Origin of the sequence: Dickeya zeae NCPPB 2538 (assembly GCF_000406165.1) — a bacterium.
Classification (GTDB): Bacteria; Pseudomonadota; Gammaproteobacteria; order Enterobacterales; family Enterobacteriaceae; genus Dickeya; species Dickeya zeae.
In genome coordinates this window covers 973,997-990,396 of the sequence record NZ_CM001977.1, presented here as the reverse complement: position 1 = coordinate 990,396, position 16,400 = coordinate 973,997, and the positions used below count along the sequence as shown (strand labels likewise).

The 16,400-nt window shown below is 52.4% G+C and carries 16 protein-coding genes; 1 reads left to right on the top strand and 15 read right to left on the bottom strand.

From position 1 onward, the window contains the following. Window positions 1–64 precede the first annotated feature (64 nt). From rnhB to rpsB, 15 genes are all read right to left on the bottom strand, one after another. A complete protein-coding gene (rnhB, locus tag DZE2538_RS04475; protein ID WP_038915698.1) occupies window positions 65–661 on the bottom strand; it encodes a ribonuclease HII in 597 nt (198 codons plus the stop codon). Next, on the bottom strand, window positions 658–1,806 hold the full coding sequence (lpxB, locus tag DZE2538_RS04470; RefSeq protein WP_038915697.1) for a lipid-A-disaccharide synthase: 1,149 nt from the start codon (window positions 1,804–1,806) through the stop codon (window positions 658–660). Before lpxB ends, rnhB begins: the two co-directional genes overlap by 4 nt. A gap of 3 nt (window positions 1,807–1,809) precedes the next feature. Next, on the bottom strand, window positions 1,810–2,598 hold the full coding sequence (gene lpxA, locus DZE2538_RS04465) for an acyl-ACP--UDP-N-acetylglucosamine O-acyltransferase (RefSeq protein WP_019844310.1): 789 nt from the start codon (window positions 2,596–2,598) through the stop codon (window positions 1,810–1,812). Window positions 2,599–2,601: 3 nt separating this feature from the next. After that, window positions 2,602–3,090, bottom strand: coding sequence for a 3-hydroxyacyl-ACP dehydratase FabZ (fabZ, locus tag DZE2538_RS04460; protein ID WP_172640052.1), 489 nt, complete (start codon window positions 3,088–3,090; stop codon window positions 2,602–2,604). A 118-nt stretch (window positions 3,091–3,208) separates the two neighbouring features. After that, window positions 3,209–4,234: a UDP-3-O-(3-hydroxymyristoyl)glucosamine N-acyltransferase gene (gene lpxD, locus DZE2538_RS04455; RefSeq protein WP_016942174.1), complete on the bottom strand. Its 1,026-nt coding sequence runs from the start codon at window positions 4,232–4,234 to the stop codon at window positions 3,209–3,211. Between the two features lie 3 nt (window positions 4,235–4,237). Further along, window positions 4,238–4,735: a molecular chaperone Skp gene (gene skp / locus DZE2538_RS04450; RefSeq protein WP_038915696.1), complete on the bottom strand. Its 498-nt coding sequence runs from the start codon at window positions 4,733–4,735 to the stop codon at window positions 4,238–4,240. A 137-nt stretch (window positions 4,736–4,872) separates the two neighbouring features. Continuing rightward, entirely contained in the window at window positions 4,873–7,290 is a 2,418-nt protein-coding gene (gene bamA / locus DZE2538_RS04445; protein ID WP_038915695.1) for an outer membrane protein assembly factor BamA, read from the bottom strand. A gap of 34 nt (window positions 7,291–7,324) precedes the next feature. Then, window positions 7,325–8,680, bottom strand: coding sequence for a sigma E protease regulator RseP (gene rseP, locus DZE2538_RS04440; protein ID WP_019844314.1), 1,356 nt, complete (start codon window positions 8,678–8,680; stop codon window positions 7,325–7,327). Window positions 8,681–8,701: 21 nt separating this feature from the next. Further along, window positions 8,702–9,559 carry a phosphatidate cytidylyltransferase gene (gene cdsA / locus DZE2538_RS04435; RefSeq protein ID WP_038915693.1) on the bottom strand — a complete coding sequence of 286 codons (858 nt, stop codon included), beginning with the start codon at window positions 9,557–9,559 and terminating at the stop codon, window positions 8,702–8,704. A 9-nt stretch (window positions 9,560–9,568) separates the two neighbouring features. Next, on the bottom strand, window positions 9,569–10,330 hold the full coding sequence (gene ispU, locus DZE2538_RS04430) for a (2E,6E)-farnesyl-diphosphate-specific ditrans,polycis-undecaprenyl-diphosphate synthase (RefSeq protein ID WP_019844316.1): 762 nt from the start codon (window positions 10,328–10,330) through the stop codon (window positions 9,569–9,571). Window positions 10,331–10,511: 181 nt separating this feature from the next. Further along, window positions 10,512–11,705 carry a 1-deoxy-D-xylulose-5-phosphate reductoisomerase gene (ispC, locus tag DZE2538_RS04425; protein ID WP_012883664.1) on the bottom strand — a complete coding sequence of 398 codons (1,194 nt, stop codon included), beginning with the start codon at window positions 11,703–11,705 and terminating at the stop codon, window positions 10,512–10,514. A gap of 201 nt (window positions 11,706–11,906) precedes the next feature. Then, on the bottom strand, window positions 11,907–12,464 hold the full coding sequence (gene frr, locus DZE2538_RS04420) for a ribosome recycling factor (protein ID WP_023639093.1): 558 nt from the start codon (window positions 12,462–12,464) through the stop codon (window positions 11,907–11,909). A 141-nt stretch (window positions 12,465–12,605) separates the two neighbouring features. Next, window positions 12,606–13,337 (bottom strand): UMP kinase, encoded by a 732-nt coding sequence (gene pyrH / locus DZE2538_RS04415; protein ID WP_012883662.1) that lies wholly within the window; start codon window positions 13,335–13,337, stop codon window positions 12,606–12,608. Between the two features lie 170 nt (window positions 13,338–13,507). Continuing rightward, window positions 13,508–14,365: a translation elongation factor Ts gene (tsf, locus tag DZE2538_RS04410; protein ID WP_012883661.1), complete on the bottom strand. Its 858-nt coding sequence runs from the start codon at window positions 14,363–14,365 to the stop codon at window positions 13,508–13,510. A gap of 125 nt (window positions 14,366–14,490) precedes the next feature. After that, window positions 14,491–15,216: a 30S ribosomal protein S2 gene (gene rpsB / locus DZE2538_RS04405; RefSeq protein WP_012883660.1), complete on the bottom strand. Its 726-nt coding sequence runs from the start codon at window positions 15,214–15,216 to the stop codon at window positions 14,491–14,493. Window positions 15,217–15,582: 366 nt separating this feature from the next. Between rpsB and map the strand changes: the two genes are divergently transcribed. Beyond that, window positions 15,583–16,377: a type I methionyl aminopeptidase gene (gene map, locus DZE2538_RS04400; protein WP_023639092.1), complete on the top strand. Its 795-nt coding sequence runs from the start codon at window positions 15,583–15,585 to the stop codon at window positions 16,375–16,377. Window positions 16,378–16,400 lie beyond the last annotated feature (23 nt).

Genomic DNA, 16,400 nt, shown 5'->3' with positions numbered 1-16,400 from the left:
TGATGCATACTCTCAGGCACACGATGCGTTTACGTTACAGGCGCTTGTGTTACATACGGTTGCGTTACGCCAGACCCAGCACCCGCTTAACCGGGGCAAAACTGCGCCTGTGGTGAAGGGTGGCGCCCAACGTCGCCAGCTTTTCAAGATGATATGCCGTAGGATACCCTTTGTGCTGCGCAAATCCATACTCTGGAAATTGCTGGTCCAGCACTTCCATTTCACGATCCCGCGTCACTTTAGCCAGAATCGAGGCCGCACTGATTTCCGCCACTCGACTATCGCCCTTAACCACCGCCTGCGACGGCATCGGCAAAGCCGGACAACGGTTGCCGTCTATCAGCACAAAATCTGGCGTAACAGGCAACGCAGCCACCGCACGCTGCATCGCCAGCATGGTAGCGTGCAGGATATTAAGCGTGTCGATCTCTTCCGGCTCGGCACGACCCAGACTCCAGGCCAGCGCCTTTTCGCGAATCTCATCATATAACGCCAGACGACGTTTCTCGCTGAGCGTTTTGGAATCTGCCAGCCCGACGATCGGCCGACTCGGGTCCAAAATCACCGCAGCCGTTACCACTGCGCCAACCAGCGGGCCACGCCCAACTTCATCCACACCGGCAATACAACCTGCCGGTGGATAAACAAAAACTTCACTCATGACCGCCACAGCTCCAGTACTGCTTGCGCCGCCTGTTCATCGGCGTCGCATCGAATCTGCTCATGCAAATGTAAGAATGTCTGCTGCAAGTGTTGCGCCTCATCGCCGCCTTCAAGCCAGGGCAATAACGCCGCCGACAGTTTGTCAGGCGAACAATCATCCTGCAGTAATTCTCTGACCAGTTCGCGTCCTGCCAGCAAATTGGGCAATGAAACCCACGGTGTTTTCACCAGTCGTTTCGCCAGCCAATAGGTAAAGGGCTTCATGCGGTAACCGACGACCATCGGGCACTTCGCCAGCATACACTCCAACGCAGCCGTACCGGACGCCAACAGCGTGGCATCACAGGCTATCATCGCTTCACGCGCCTGCCCATCCAGCAGTCGAACTGTCATATCGGGTGCAACGTCAGCTTTGATTTTTTCAAACTGCTCACGGCGACGCGAGTTAACCAGTGGTACGACAATCTCCAGTTCCGGATAGGTTTGCCGCAGCATCTGCGCTGTTTTCAGGAAATCCGCACTCAGCATGTCCACTTCGGCACCACGACTGCCTGGCAATATCGCCAGACAACGCCCCTGCTCCGGCAATCCCAGCGCACGCCGGGCCGCCGCTTTGTCCGGATGCAACGGCATCGCATCCGCCATGGTGTGACCAATAAAACGGCAAGGGACATTGAAACGGTCATAAAAGGCTTTTTCGAACGGCAGAAACGCCAGCACCAGATGTGTCGCTTTACCTATCGTGAAAACGCGCTTTTGTCGCCACGCCCATACCGACGGACTGACATAGTGGATGGTTTTAATACCATTGCGCTTGAGGCGGCCTTCCAGGGTGATATTGAAATCAGGCGCGTCGATACCGACAAACACATCGGGTTGCAGTTCGCTGAAACGCTGCGTCAGGTCACGACGGATTTTCAGCAAGCGGGGCAGGCGCTCCAGCACTTCAACTACGCCCATTACCGCCAGCTCTTCCATCTCATACCAGGCTTCGCAGCCTTCTGCCTGCATCAGTGGCCCCGCCACACCGACAAAGCGGGCATCAGGCACGTGCGCTTTTAGCGCACGAATCAAACCGGCACCAAGAATATCGCCGGAGGTTTCTCCGGCGACCAGTCCGATAGTCAAGGGACGTTGAGTCATGTCTTATCGAATAATGCCGCGCGTTGAGCGGGTAAAGAAATCAAGATAGGCCTGTACCGCTGGATGCTCTGCCGCCAGAGCCTCAAGGTCAGCTTTTACCTCATCCAGCGTTTTACCGCTGCGGTAGATCAACTTGTAAGCATTGCGGATAGCGTGCAAAGTCTCTTTCTCAAACCCACGACGCTTAAGCCCTTCAATATTGATACCAAATGGCGTGGCATGATTGCCTTGAGCTATCAGATACGGAGGGACATCCTGCGCTACGCCAGAGCAACCGCCCACCATTACGTGCGCGCCGATGACGCAGAACTGGTGCACCGCTGTCATACCGCCGATAATCGCGAAATCATCAACGCTGACATGACCACCCAGCGTAGCGTTATTCGCCAGAATGCAGCGATTGCCGACAACACAGTCGTGAGCAATATGGGTATTGATCATCAGCAGGTTATCGTTACCGACTTTAGTCAACCCACCGCCTTGCGCGGTACCACGGTGAATGGTCACACTCTCACGGATACGGTTACGATCGCCCACTTCAACACGGGTCGGCTCACCGGCGTATTTCAGGTCCTGATTGACCTCACCGATCGTGACAAACTGATAAATCTCGTTGTCACAACCGATTTTGGTAATGCCGTTAACAACGACATGGGACTTCAGTACCGTACCTGCACCGATCTCAACCTGCGCACCGATATGGCAAAATGGACCAATATGCACACCGGCACCAATAACAGCGCCGTCTTCAACAATGGAACTGGGGTGAATAAAGGCGGTTTGATCAATCACTAATCAGCCCTCCCGACGACGAGCGCACATCATTTCCGCTTCACAAGCCACTTCACCATCAACTTTAGCAACACCTTTGAAACGCGCAATACCACGGCGCTCCTTGATGAACTCAACTTCCAGAATCATCTGGTCGCCCGGCTCAACCGGACGTTTGAAACGTGCTTCGTCTATGGCAGCGAAGTAATACAATTCACCCGGCTCCAGTTTACCCATGCTCTTAAACGCCAGAATACCGGTAGCCTGCGCCATAGCTTCCAGAATCAACACTCCGGGGAAAATCGGTTTGCCAGGAAAATGCCCCTGAAAGAACGGCTCGTTAAAAGAAACATTTTTTACCGCTCGCAGGAATTTTCCTTTCTCAAAATCCAGTACACGATCCACCAGCAAGAACGGATAGCGGTGTGGTAGTAGATCCAGAATCTCTTCGATATGCAGAGTATGCGTGTCTGTATTCAAAATACTCTTCCTGTCAATAAAAATTGATAGCATTAACAACACGGCCTGCGTATTCCCCAACAAGGGAGGAACAACATGCAGGCCGCAAACAAAAATTGCGCACGTCGGCGTGAGTCTTACACCCGAAACACAGGGGGACGAATACGAACGATTAGCGGTCTTCGAGCTTACGCTCGACAGCCTTGAGTCGTTTACTCATTTCATCAATATTCATCACCAGCGCGGCTGTTTTGCGCCAGACTTTGTTCGGTTGTAATGGGATCCCGGATGAATAAACGCCCGGCTCGGTGATCGGCCGCATGACCATCCCCATCCCTGTGACTGTAACCTTGTCGCAAATCTCCATGTGACCATTGATCACACTGGCACCGCCAATCATGCAATACCGGCCAATCTTCAGACTGCCCGCCATGATTACCCCACCAGCAACTGCGGTATTGTCCCCAATCACAACGTTGTGTGCAATCTGACATTGGTTATCAATGATGACACCGTTACCAATAATGGTGTCGTCCAGCGCCCCTCTATCGATAGTAGTGCTGGCACCGATCTCAACACGATCGCCGATGATGACCGTTCCCAACTGGGGAATTTTGATCCAATTGCCACGATCATTAGCGTACCCAAATCCGTCGGAACCGATGACCGCACCAGACTGAATCAGGCACTGCTCACCCAATACAACGTTATGGTAAATAGTCACATTGGCCCATAAACGGGTGCCCGCACCAATACGGGCATGCTTACCGACGAAGCAACCGGCACCAATCACCACGCCGTCACCCAGCTCAACGCCGGATTCAATAACTGCGTTAGCCCCAATCGAAACCCCATCTCCTAAACGCGCATCAGGAGCAATCACCGCTGAAGGTGCGATCCCCTGTGCAGGCGCCGGCGTTGTATCCATCAACTGCGCCATACGCGCATAGGCCAAATAAGGATTCTTTACCACAAGCGCAGCGGCATTATTGCAGAACGGCAAATCCGCTTGCGTCAGTACCACCGCCGAGGCCTGGGTGCTGCTCAGTTGTTCACGATAGCGGCTATCGGATAAAAATGTAATCTGTCCAGCTTGTGCTGAATGCATAGAAGCAACAGCGGTGATGACGATATCGCCATCACCGTGTAATTGTGCATCCAACTGTTGAGCCAAGGCGTCCAGTCGAATTGAAAACATGGATTATTTAACCTGTTTCAGCACGTCAGCAGTAATGTCTTTCGCATTGTCGGCATAAGCAACCGCGTTAGCGTCGATAACCACGTCATAACCTTGCTTGGTGGCAACCGCTTTTACCGCGTCCTGAATACGGCTCAGGATTTTGTTGCGTTCTTCCATCTGACGACGGCGATTGTCTTGATCGAAAGCCTGAGCTTTGCTGGAGAACTGCTCACGCTGAGCCATCACGTCGCTTTCCATTTTGGAACGATCGCTGGCTTTCATGGTAGAACCATCACGCTGCAGCTTCTGCATTTTTTCCTGCAGAGAACGTTCCATGGACTGCAATTCTGTAGCACGGCCTTTGAACTCGTTTTCCAGCTGTTTGCTTACGGCTTCACGCTGCGGCAACTGTTGGAAGATGCTGGAAACATTGACAATCGCAATCTTATCAGCAGCCTGAGCACCAGCAGAAACAGCCAGCGTTAAACCCACCCCTGCGGCATACAACCACTTTTTCACGTTAAAACTCCTTACCCTAAGTATTTCTGCGCTGAACGCGCTTATCGTAATCACGGCATCGGCAGTCAAGCTATATGCTCAAATCGCCACCGGATGCCGATACATCTTCCTTTCAAACTCAAACCTACGCAGCCCGTTTACCAGGTCTTACCAATGTTAAACTGGAACTGCTCGGAGCGATCCCCATCATACTTCTTAAACGGCTGAGCGTAAGAGAAGACCAATGGCCCCAGAGGTGAAACCCACTGCACGGCAAGACCCGAAGACATACGGATGTTGCCAGGCTTACTGTAATCCGGTATGCCAGCGGCCAACGTCTGGGCGGTATTTTCCCAGTGCGTATCCCACACGGTACCGGCATCAACGAAGAACGACGTACGCACTGAGCTGGCGTACTTATCGCTAATAAACGGCGTTGGGACGATTAACTCAGCACTGGCCACCGCCATCGCGTTACCACCCACCGCATCAGTCGAGTTGGCGATGCTACACGATGACACATCCGATGTTGAACAAGACCCAGCGGTATAGTAGGCCGCTTTCGGACCGATGGTGTTGGAACGGAAACCACGAACAGTGTTGGAACCGCCCGCAAAGAAGTTATCGTAGAACGGCACTTCTTTGCCGCTCAGACCATCAGCATAACCCGCTTTGGTTTTCGCCAGCAGCACCCAATTGTGACTCTCGCTCAGCGGGAAATAACTGGCGGAATCAAAGGTCGCCTTATAGTACTCGTTATCCGAACCCGGCACCGTCACCTTGGTACTCAGGTTGACACGGTTACCTGCGGTCGGGAAGTAGCCACGGTCAAGGTTGTTGTAAGTCCATCCTGGCGTCAGGAAGAAATCGTTGGCACTAAAGCTGGCGCTAGACGTCGAGTTAGGATCAGGATCGACGCCCGCCTTATTCAGATAGCGCCACATTGCAACCTGAGGTTTCATATCCGACAACGAGTTATGCACGTAGTCCAGACCCAGGCGTAACGAGTTGTTTTCGTTGATCGGGAAGCCCAGCGTTGAACCGACACCATAGCTTTGGTTGGTATAGTCGGCCAGATCAGCATTCAGCGCTTTGAAGTTGTTGTAGAAAACACGGCCACCGAGACTCACGCCATCTACCGTGAGGTACGGATCCGTCATCGACAGTTCAACATAGGTCTGGTAGTCGTTACGGGTACCGCTAATCCCTACCGAGTTACCGGTTCCCAACCAGTTGTCCTGCTGCACGCCAGCCTGGAAGCTGATGCCGCTTTCTGTACCAAAACCAACGCCGAAGTTAAGGCTACCGGTATTACGTTCCTTAACTTTGTACACTACGTCGACCTGATCCGGGGTTCCGGGCACGCGCTGGGTCTCGGTGTCGACACTTTCGAAATAACCAAGACGATTCAGTCGCTCTTTACCCTGCTGCACCAGATCGTTGCCAAGCCAACCGCCTTCCATCTGACGCATTTCACGGCGCAGTACGGAATCTTTGGACACATCATTGCCTTCAAAACGAATACGACGCACGGTGAAGCGGTTACCCGCATCAACATTGATGTTCAAGCGTACGGTCTTGTCGGTATCGTTGATTTCCGGCTGAGTCACCACGCGGGGGTAAGCATAACCGTAGCGTCCCAGCAGTTTTTTGATGTCCTCTTCCATCCGGGTTACTTTGGTGCCGTTATACAGCTCCCCCGGTTGAATGCGGGTTAAATCTTCAATTTCAGTGGCGTGTCCCACCAGGTTGCCACGCACTACCACACCCGAGAGTTTGTACTGGTTGCCCTCGGTAATGTTGACAGTGATGTAAATGCCTTTTTTATCCGGCGTCAGGCTCACCTGCGTTGAGTCGATATTGAAACGCGCGTAGCCGCGGTCGAGATAGAAACTGCGCAGCGTTTCCAGGTCACCAGACAGTTTCTGCTTCTCGTATTTGCGATCTCCCACCACGTTCCACCACGGTACTTCATCGCGTAACTGGAAACGGGAAATCAACTCATCGGAACTGAAAGATTTATTACCGACAATATTGATTTGCTGGATTTTGGCGGATACCCCTTCGGTAAACACCAGTTTGAGATCGACACGATTGCGAGGCAGCGGCGTCACTACCGCCTTCACTGTGGCGCTATATTTACCTACGCTGTAGTAGAAATCTTCCAACCCTTTTTCAATGTTGGACAAGGTGGTGCGGTCCAGTGCTTCACCGACGCGCACACCTGATGCCTCAAGGTTCTCCTTGAGCATTTCTTCCTTCACCGCCTTGTTGCCGGAGAAGGTCAGGCTGGCAATGGTCGGACGCTCTTTGACCTGAATCAGCAGCGAATTCCCATCACGCAGGACACGGACATCCTCGAAGTTCCCGGTCGCAAACAAAGCCCGAATGGTGTTACCGATATCCTCGTCAGTGACAGTATCCCCCACCCGAACAGGCATGCTGAGCAATGCCGCACCGACGGCAACCCGCTGCAGGCCCTCGAAATGAATATCTTTCACTACGAACCCGTCTGCACCGTATACGGTGGCGCTGCTAAACAGCAGCGACGCTATGAGCAACTTTTTCATCGCCATCGTTGTTATGCGTTTTTCCTAACCTAATCCACGCCTACAGGCGGGAGAAATCATTGAAAAGTGCAAGCCCCATTAACATCACCAGCAACACCGTGCCAATGCGATAACTGACGTCCTGCACACGCTCGGAAACCGGTCCACCCTTTAGCTTTTCGATCGCCAGAAAGAGCAGATGACCACCATCCAGTACCGGCAGCGGGAACAGATTGATAATCCCCAGATTGACGCTAATCAACGCCAAAAACATCAGGTAATACACCAATCCGTAATCTGCTGACATGCCCGCCCCCTGTGCGATAGAAATCGGACCGCTCAGGTTATTCAGCTTCACGTCGCCGGTAATCAACTTACCCAGCATACTGACTGTCAGTTTCATCAACAGCCAGGTTTTATTCCCAGCTTCATAGATGGCGCTGAACGGCCCATACTGGCGCACGGTTTTGTACTCATCAGGCAAAGGGGTTACTTTCGGCACCACGCCGGCAAACCCTTCCAGCCGCCCTTTTCCCACCGTTTTACTATCAGGTGTTAGCGTAACGGACAGCGTATCTCCGCCTCTTTCCACCTCCAGCGTAATCGGTTTGCCAGGGTTATCACGCACGGCAATGACAAACTGCTGCCAGCGAGCCAGCAATTGACCATCGACTTTAACGATCCTGTCCCCGACTTGCAAACCCGCTTTTTCAGCGGCAGAACGGGGCTGGACCTGAGTCAACACCGCTTCAACCTGAGGCCCTTTCGGTACAATCCCCAGCGACACCGCCGGATCCTGCCGTTCAGGATCGAAATGCCAGCGTTGCAGATCAAGCCGTTTGCTCTCTGTACTGGTAGAACCTAACGGTGCGGTTTCGAAAACAACGTCAGGTTCGCCAATCCTGCCAATCAAGGCCAGACGCGCGCTATCCCAGTCAGGCGTTTCGATGCCATCAATTGACTTTAGTTCCATTCCCGGTGAAATTTGCGCCTGTGCGGCAATCGATCCGGGCAAAACCTCACCCACTACCGGACGGATACCCGGCACACCAATGATAAACACCAGCCAGTAGGCAATGACAGCAAACACGAAGTTGGCAATCGGTCCGGCACTGACAATAGCCGCACGCTGCCAGACCGTTTTGTGGTTGAATGCCCGATGCCGAAGTTCTTCAGGGACCTCATCGACCCGACCATCGAGCATTTTCACATAGCCGCCCAGAGGAATCAGCGCGATGACATACTCGGTGCCCTGACGATCATGACGGCGCCACAATGCCTTCCCGAAGCCGATGGAGAAACGTTCGACGCGAACGCCGCAACGGCGGGCAACCCAGAAATGCCCAAACTCATGCACAGTGATAAGCACACCGAGTGCGACGACGAATGCAGCCAGGCTCCAGAGAATATTCAGCATAAACCGACTCTACCTGTATTCCTAAACAGCCTTGAACAATAGCAGCATCAGACAGGCAAATACCGGTATGGCTGCAGTCAGGCTGTCAATACGATCCAGTACCCCACCGTGACCCGGGATCAGGTGACTGCTATCCTTGATACCGGCCTCACGCTTGAACATGCTTTCAGTCAAATCTCCCAATACCGAAGCCAGTGTCGCGACAATAGAGCACACCAACAGGGTAAAGGTTGAGATAGACAATGGCGCATAATGGCTAAACAGTAACGCAATCATTGCAGAGGTTGCCAGTCCGCCGATGAATCCTTCCCAGGTTTTTCCCGGTGACACTTTGGGTGCCAGCTTACGCCGACCAAACAGCTTGCCAAACAGATAAGCACCACTGTCAGCGCCCCACACCAGCACCATCACATACAGCAACCACCAGGCACCGCTAAAAGGATTGGATTCATATTCGAATTGGCGCAGCGCCAGCATACCCCAGAAAAACGGCACGATAGTCAGCAGGCCAAAGCACAAACGCAGTACGCGGGAATGGCGCCACATCGCAGCGGAGGAGGGATAAAACAGCACCAGCAATAGCGCCACGCTCCACCAGGCAAGAGAGATCCATAGGGACAGGCAGACCGGCACAAACGTGATGGAATAGTGGTAATCCGGTAAGGTCAGCATCATCGCTGCCAGCAGGAAACCACAGGCAATGGAAAGCCAGATTCGCTGTGAGTAAGAAACCAAACCAGCCAGTTGGCCCCATTCCCAGGCAGCCAGCATACACACAGCCAGCGTCACCAAAGAAAAAACCAACGGCGGCAGGAAAAAAAGCGCCGCAATAACCAAAGGAATAAGAATCAGCGCAGTAATCAGGCGATACTTCAGCAAAAATCCCCCCTACGATGCATCTGCATCGTCAGGCGTAGTTCCCCCAAAGCGACGCTCACGTTGAGCAAAGGCATGAATGGCACCTTCAAAGGTTTGTTCGTCAAAATCCGGCCAGAGAACATCGGTAAAATAGAGTTCTGCATACGCAATCTGCCATAGCAGGAAATTGCTGATGCGATGTTCTCCACTGGTTCTTATTAGCAAATCGACCGGAGCCAGATCGTTTAAGCACATGTAACGATTCAGAGTCGACTCATCAATGGTATCAGGACGCAGTAACCCTTCCTGAACCTGCTCGGCGATTTTTCTGACCCCGTGGATAATATCCCAACGCCCGCCATAATTCGCAGCAATATTCAGAGTCAGGCCCGTATTATTTTCTGTCATCGCTTCGGAACGCTGGATCAGTCCCTGTAATCGACTACTGAATCGACTAATATCACCGATAACTCGCAAACGGACATTGTGCTTGTGCAGGCTTTTGACTTCGCTATTCAATACGCGCACAAACAGCTCCATCAACGCAGAAACTTCCTGCGCCGGACGGTTCCAGTTTTCGCTACTGAATGCGTATAGCGTCAAGGCTTCAAGGTTCTGGCTGACCGCATAACTGATCGCTCGGCGTACTGACTTCACTCCTGCCTGATGACCGGAGATCCGCAGCTTTCCCCTCTGTTTAGCCCAACGACCATTGCCATCCATGATAATTGCGACATGGCGGGGGCCGTTAGGTAACAACTTTTGATTACCGTGTTGATTTTCGGAGGGCATAGCGTGTATTGATTTCCTCGAGCAAGAAAATGATTATCCAGTCGCAGCCAAACCTGACAGCATAAAAAAAGCTGTGAACACACAGCTTTCATCACCGTGGTATTTTATTAATAACCACCTGCATCAAGCGGCGCAGACTATACCATTTCAGGCGCATGTGAACAAACACACCCGCGTCAGGTCACTGATAACGCCGCAATACATTTTCTGCGGCTTGTCTTGCCCAGGTATCGATAGACAACACATCATCAACGCTTTGCGGTTCAGGTAATGTCAGTTGTTCCATCACGCACTGATTGACTGCGGCGATATCGGTAAACCGAATACCGGATTGTAAAAATGCCGCAACCGCAATTTCATTTGCTGCATTGAGAGTCGTCGTGGCAGCCTGCCCTTGATTACATGCCTCAATCGCCAGGCGCAGGCAAGGGTAGCGCTGAAAATCCGGCTCAGAGAAGGTCAACGCGCCCAGGCGGCTGAAATCAAGTGCTGCCGCACCGGAAAAAACACGATCAGGATAAGCCATCGCATAGGCTATAGGGGTTCGCATATCGGGTGTACCCAATTGCGCCATCACACTGCCATCCCGGTAGCGCACCATAGAGTGGATAACGGATTGGGGATGGATAACCACTTCCATCTGTGATTCCGAGGCATTAAACAGCCATCGCGCCTCGATATATTCCAGTCCCTTATTCATCATGGTGGCGGAATCCACCGAAATCTTTCGCCCCATAGACCAGTTTGGATGGGCGCACGCCTGTTCAGGAGTGACACTCTCCAATGCAGCAAGCGGAATCTCACGAAATGGCCCACCCGAACCGGTCAGCACCACTCGCTCAACCCCGTATTGCGTTAACGAAGCATATCCCAGTTGCCGCTGGATTGGCTCAGGTAAACTCTGAAAAATCGCACTGTGTTCACTATCAACTGGCAACAGTCTCGCCCCGTTCTTCGACACTTCGTCCATGAACAGGCGACCACACGTCACCAGCGATTCTTTATTCGCCAGCAGAACTTGTTTACCCGCACGAATGGCCGCGAGTGCCGGCAATAGCCCTGCTGCACCGACAATCGCCGCCATCACCTGATCGACCCCATCCAGCGCAGCCAGCTCGCAGGCAGACTGTGCGCCTGATAACACAGCCGTCCGACTCCCCGCGTCACGTAAGCGGATACGCAGTTCATGTGCGGCATCTTCATCCGCCATTGAGGCATACGCCGGGCAGAACTCCAGGCACTGTTCCGCCATCAGGGAAACATTACGCCCGGCGACCAATGCCATTATCGAAAATTTGTCTGGATTGGCCCTGACCACGGCCAGTGAACTAACGCCAACAGAACCGGTGGAGCCGAGGATTGTCAGTTGCTTCATGAATATGACCTGATAAAGCTGGGGTTGATGACAGGCGTGGTGCCAGTCTGTAACGTCAGCGCCGGCCTGTCGATGAGGCTGGTGTGAAAATGCGTGGCGTTACACAAAACATCCCGCATCAAAAAAGCTGAAAAACAAAACGCCGCGGAAGGGGCAGACAACACTGCACACCTGCCAGCGGCGCTGTACCGAATCGATGAATCAGAAATCCATCAGTTCTTTTTCTTTCTCCGCCAGAGCGGCGTCAATCTTCTTAATAAAACCGTCAGTCAGTTTCTGGACGTCATCCTGAGCGCGACGCTCTTCGTCTTCGCTGATGGTTTTGTCTTTCAGCTGCGCCTTGAGCTTGTCATTCGCGTCGCGACGAACGTTACGCACCGAAACTCGCCCTTGCTCTGCTTCACCACGCACCACTTTGATCAGATCTTTACGGCGTTCTTCCGTCAGCGGCGGCAGCGGAACACGAATAACCGTACCGGCAGACATCGGATTCAGTCCAAGGTCAGATGCCATGATAGCTTTTTCCACCGCCGGGCCCAGGGTCCGGTCAAATACGGTGACGGCCAGCGTACGAGAATCTTCCACCACGATATTGGCTAACTGGCGTAACGGGGTTGCGCTACCGTAATACTCCACATGGATACCATCCAGAAGATTAGGGGACGCTCGGCCAGTACGCACTTTGCTGATCTGGTTTTTGAAAGCCTCTACGCATTTATCCATGCGAGTTTCGGCGTCTTTTCTGATTTCATTAATCACGTTGTGAACCCTTGAAAACTGGTTGCCAGTCAGGTCACGCACGGCTTGCATGACCCAGCGAATCATCGATTGCCAGCAGCAGGCTGGCAATATAGGCGCAATCTTGTGTCACCAAAACAAGATATTACCTTAAATTAGACGTTAGCCGTTATTACTGATCAACGTCCCTTCTTTTTCGCCCATCACGACACGACGCAGCGCCCCTGGCTTGTTCATATTGAACACACGGATTGGCAGATTATGGTCGCGCGCCAGCGTAAAGGCGGCCAGATCCATGACTTTGAGCTCACGCTCCAGGACTTCCTGATAATTCAGTGATTCGTAGAGCGTTGCATTAGGATCTTTAACCGGATCAGCTGAGAAAACGCCGTCTACTTTGGTGGCTTTCAATACCACGTCGGCTTCGATTTCAATGCCACGCAGGCAAGCAGCAGAGTCAGTGGTAAAGAAGGGGTTGCCAGTACCGGCAGAAAAAATCACCACACGGTTGTTACGCAGCAGGCTGATAGCTTCAGCCCAGCTGTAATTGTCGCACACGCCATTAAGCGGAATGGCCGACATCAGACGGGCGTTGACATAAGCACGATGCAGCGAATCACGCATCGCCAAACCGTTCATCACGGTGGCCAACATCCCCATATGATCGCCCACCACGCGGTTCATGCCTGCTTTGGCCAAACCCGCGCCGCGGAACAGGTTACCACCACCGATGACTACACCGACCTGAATGCCCAATTCAACCAACTCTTTTATTTCCTGGGCCATGCGATCGAGGATGCTCGCATCGATACCGAAACCTTCAGCTCCCTGCAGCGCTTCGCCACTCAGCTTCAGCAGGATTCGTTGATATACGGGTTTTGCGTTGGTTGCCATGGTGTTCTTGTCCTAACAGGCTGTCATCGTACTGGGGGTTATTACTGCCACACCCGGCGCACCATTGATAAGGGGCCAGATGCCATGAAATTGCTTGTATCACGAATTACGGGTATCGCGAATAGCTTGGCTGGATAAAAAGGAACCGCCAACTGGCGGCTCCCTTTTTATTAAGACTGTTTGCTCATTGCTGCGACTTCAGCAGCAAAGTCAACTTCAGCTTTCTCGATACCTTCACCCACTTCGTAGCGGATGAAGCTGCTTACAGAAGCGTTGTGCTCTTTCAGCAGTTGGCCAACGGTTTTGTTCGGGTCCATCACGAAATTCTGACCGGTCAGAGAGATCTCGCCGGTGAATTTACGCATACGGCCTTCAACCATTTTCTCAGCGATTTCGCGCGGCTTGCCGGACTGCATGGCGATATCCAACTGGATCTGATGCTCGCGGGCAACCACGTCAGCCGGTACGTCTTCAGCGTTGACGTATTCCGGTTTGCTGGCAGCAATGTGCATAGCGATGTGCTTGATCAGCTCTTCTTCAGCACCGGTAGCAGCAACCATAACGCCGATGCGAGCACCGTGCATGTAAGAACCCAGCGCGTCGCCAGTCATCACTGCGATACGACGGATGTTGATGTTTTCACCGATTTTCGCTACCAGCGCAGTACGCTGTTCTTCGAATTTCGCTTTCAGAACGTCAACGTCAGTGATGCGTTCGTTCAGTGCAGCGGTAGCCACTTCTTCGCCAAACGCTTTGAAGCCAGCGTCTTTTGCTACGAAGTCAGTTTCGCAGTTCAGCTCAACGATGATGCCGTATTTGCCGTCAGCGGCAATTTTGGTCAGGATCACACCTTCAGCGGCAACACGACCCGCTTTTTTCGCAGCTTTAGCCTGGCCAGATTTACGCATGTTGTCGATTGCAAGCTCGATGTCGCCGTTGGCTTCAACCAGAGCTTTTTTACATTCCATCATGCCTGCGCCGGTACGTTCGCGCAGTTCTTTTACCAGGGCAGCGGTAATTTCAGCCATTATCTTTTCCTCGGTTATCTCGTGGCGGAGATAAGTAAGAGATAAGTAAAAAGGGGGCCCGACAAGGCCCCCTAACCAACATATGTCAATACCTGGTTAATAAGGGCTCAACAGAGCTGGCCTTATTATTCAGCTTCGACGAAGCTCTCTTCTGCCTGAGCAGCCAGATCCTGAGAACGGCCTTCACGGACAGCAGCAGCAACAGCATTCAGGTACAGGCTTACTGCACGAATGGCGTCGTCGTTACCAGGGATGATGTAATCAACGCCATCCGGATCGGAGTTGGTATCAACAATTGCAAATACCGGGATACCCAGGTTGTTTGCTTCTTTGATAGCAATGTGTTCGTGATCGGCGTCGATAACGAACAGCGCGTCAGGCAGACCGCCCATGTCTTTGATACCGCCCAAGCTGTTTTCCAGCTTGTCCAGTTCACGGGTGCGCAGCAGCGCTTCTTTTTTGGTCAGCTTGTCGAACGTGCCGTCCTGAGCCTGGGTTTCCAGATCTTTCAAACGCTTGATGGACTGACGAACGGTTTTCCAGTTAGTCAGCATACCGCCCAACCAGCGATGGTTCACAAAGAACTGGTCGCAGTTGTTAGCAGCTTCTTTTACCGCTTCGCTTGCTGCGCGCTTAGTACCAACAAACAGAATCTTGCCTTTACGGGAAGAAATTTTGTTCAGCTCAGCCAGGGCTTCGTTGAACATCGGTACTGTTTTCTCAAGGTTGATGATGTGAACTTTGTTACGAGCACCGAAGATGAACGGCTTCATTTTCGGGTTCCAGTAACGTTTCTGGTGACCAAAGTGTACGCCAGCCTTGAGCATGTCGCGCATGGAAACAGTTGCCATGATTACCTCTATAGATTAAGTATGGGGTTATGCCTCCACGTGTCCCATTACACCGACCAGAATGGAAAAACCATTACAGGCACCCCGGCGAATGTGTCGACACGTGTGTGTTATACACATAGTGAGTTCAGTTTGAACCGACAGGAACTCAGTCATCTGAAATTCCAGCCGGAACACCGGCGCGCTTTATACCATAAACCGCCCACGGACACCAACTTTTGTTGCATTCTACCGCCGTACATCCTGCCGACGATGACAGTCCCATGAAGGAATGATGATTTGGCAGTGTCAGGCTGGGCTGATACCATAAATCACTATTTACTGACCCTCTTTCGTCGAAATGACGATACCTGCGGACTGAATGCAATGGCAATTTCAATAAAGACCTCTGAAGACATCGAAAAAATGCGTGTGGCTGGCCGCCTGGCGGCGGAAGTGCTGGAGATGATCGAGCCCTATGTGGTGCCCGGCGTGAGCACCGGTGAACTGGACCGCATTTGCCATGACCACATCACCAACAAACAAAATGCGATTTCCGCCTGCCTCGGCTATCACGGCTTTCCTAAGTCCGTCTGCATTTCTGTCAATGAAGTGGTGTGTCACGGTATTCCGAGCGATGATAAAACTCTCAAGGACGGCGATATCGTCAACATTGACGTTACGGTGATCAAAGACGATTTTCACGGCGATACGTCCAAAATGTTCATCGTCGGCAAACCGACGATTCTGGGGGAACGCCTGTGCAAAGTGACGCAGGAGAGCCTGTATCTGGCACTGCGGATGGTAAAGCCGGGTATCCGGTTGCGCACTCTGGGCCGCGAAATCCAGAAATACGTTGAAGCGCAGGACTTCTCTGTGGTGCGCGAGTACTGTGGGCATGGTATCGGCCGGGGTTTCCATGAAGAACCGCAGGTACTACATTATGATGCCGACGACGGTGGCGTCGTGTTACAACCGGGTATGGTGTTTACCGTAGAGCCTATGGTTAACGCTGGTGATTACCGCATTCGTACCATGAAAGACGGCTGGACGGTAAAAACCAAGGATCGTAGCTTGTCGGCGCAATACGAGCATACTATTGTGGTGACTGAAAACGGCTGCGAAATAATGACGTTGCGTAAGGATGACACCATCCCCAACATCATCACGCATCAGGAATAATTGAGCATAAGCCGGCTAGCGCC

Bases quoted from the DNA above. Each gene is read 5' to 3' on its own strand.
- lpxD (WP_016942174.1), bottom strand. From the start codon at position 4,234: ATGTTTTCAATTCGACTGGACGCCTTGGCTCAACAGTTGGATGCACAA.
- lpxB (WP_038915697.1), bottom strand. From the start codon at position 1,806: ATGACTCAACGTCCCTTGACTATCGGACTGGTCGCCGGAGAAACCTCC.
- tsf (WP_012883661.1), bottom strand. From the start codon at position 14,365: ATGGCTGAAATTACCGCTGCCCTGGTAAAAGAACTGCGCGAACGTACC.
- map (WP_023639092.1), top strand. From the start codon at position 15,583: ATGGCAATTTCAATAAAGACCTCTGAAGACATCGAAAAAATGCGTGTG.
- ispC (WP_012883664.1), bottom strand. From the start codon at position 11,705: ATGAAGCAACTGACAATCCTCGGCTCCACCGGTTCTGTTGGCGTTAGT.
- fabZ (WP_172640052.1), bottom strand. From the start codon at position 3,090: ATGCTATCAATTTTTATTGACAGGAAGAGTATTTTGAATACAGACACG.
- rseP (WP_019844314.1), bottom strand. From the start codon at position 8,680: ATGCTGAATATTCTCTGGAGCCTGGCTGCATTCGTCGTCGCACTCGGT.
- bamA (WP_038915695.1), bottom strand. From the start codon at position 7,290: ATGGCGATGAAAAAGTTGCTCATAGCGTCGCTGCTGTTTAGCAGCGCC.
- rnhB (WP_038915698.1), bottom strand. From the start codon at position 661: ATGAGTGAAGTTTTTGTTTATCCACCGGCAGGTTGTATTGCCGGTGTG.
- ispU (WP_019844316.1), bottom strand. From the start codon at position 10,330: ATGCCCTCCGAAAATCAACACGGTAATCAAAAGTTGTTACCTAACGGC.
- pyrH (WP_012883662.1), bottom strand. From the start codon at position 13,337: ATGGCAACCAACGCAAAACCCGTATATCAACGAATCCTGCTGAAGCTG.
- rpsB (WP_012883660.1), bottom strand. From the start codon at position 15,216: ATGGCAACTGTTTCCATGCGCGACATGCTCAAGGCTGGCGTACACTTT.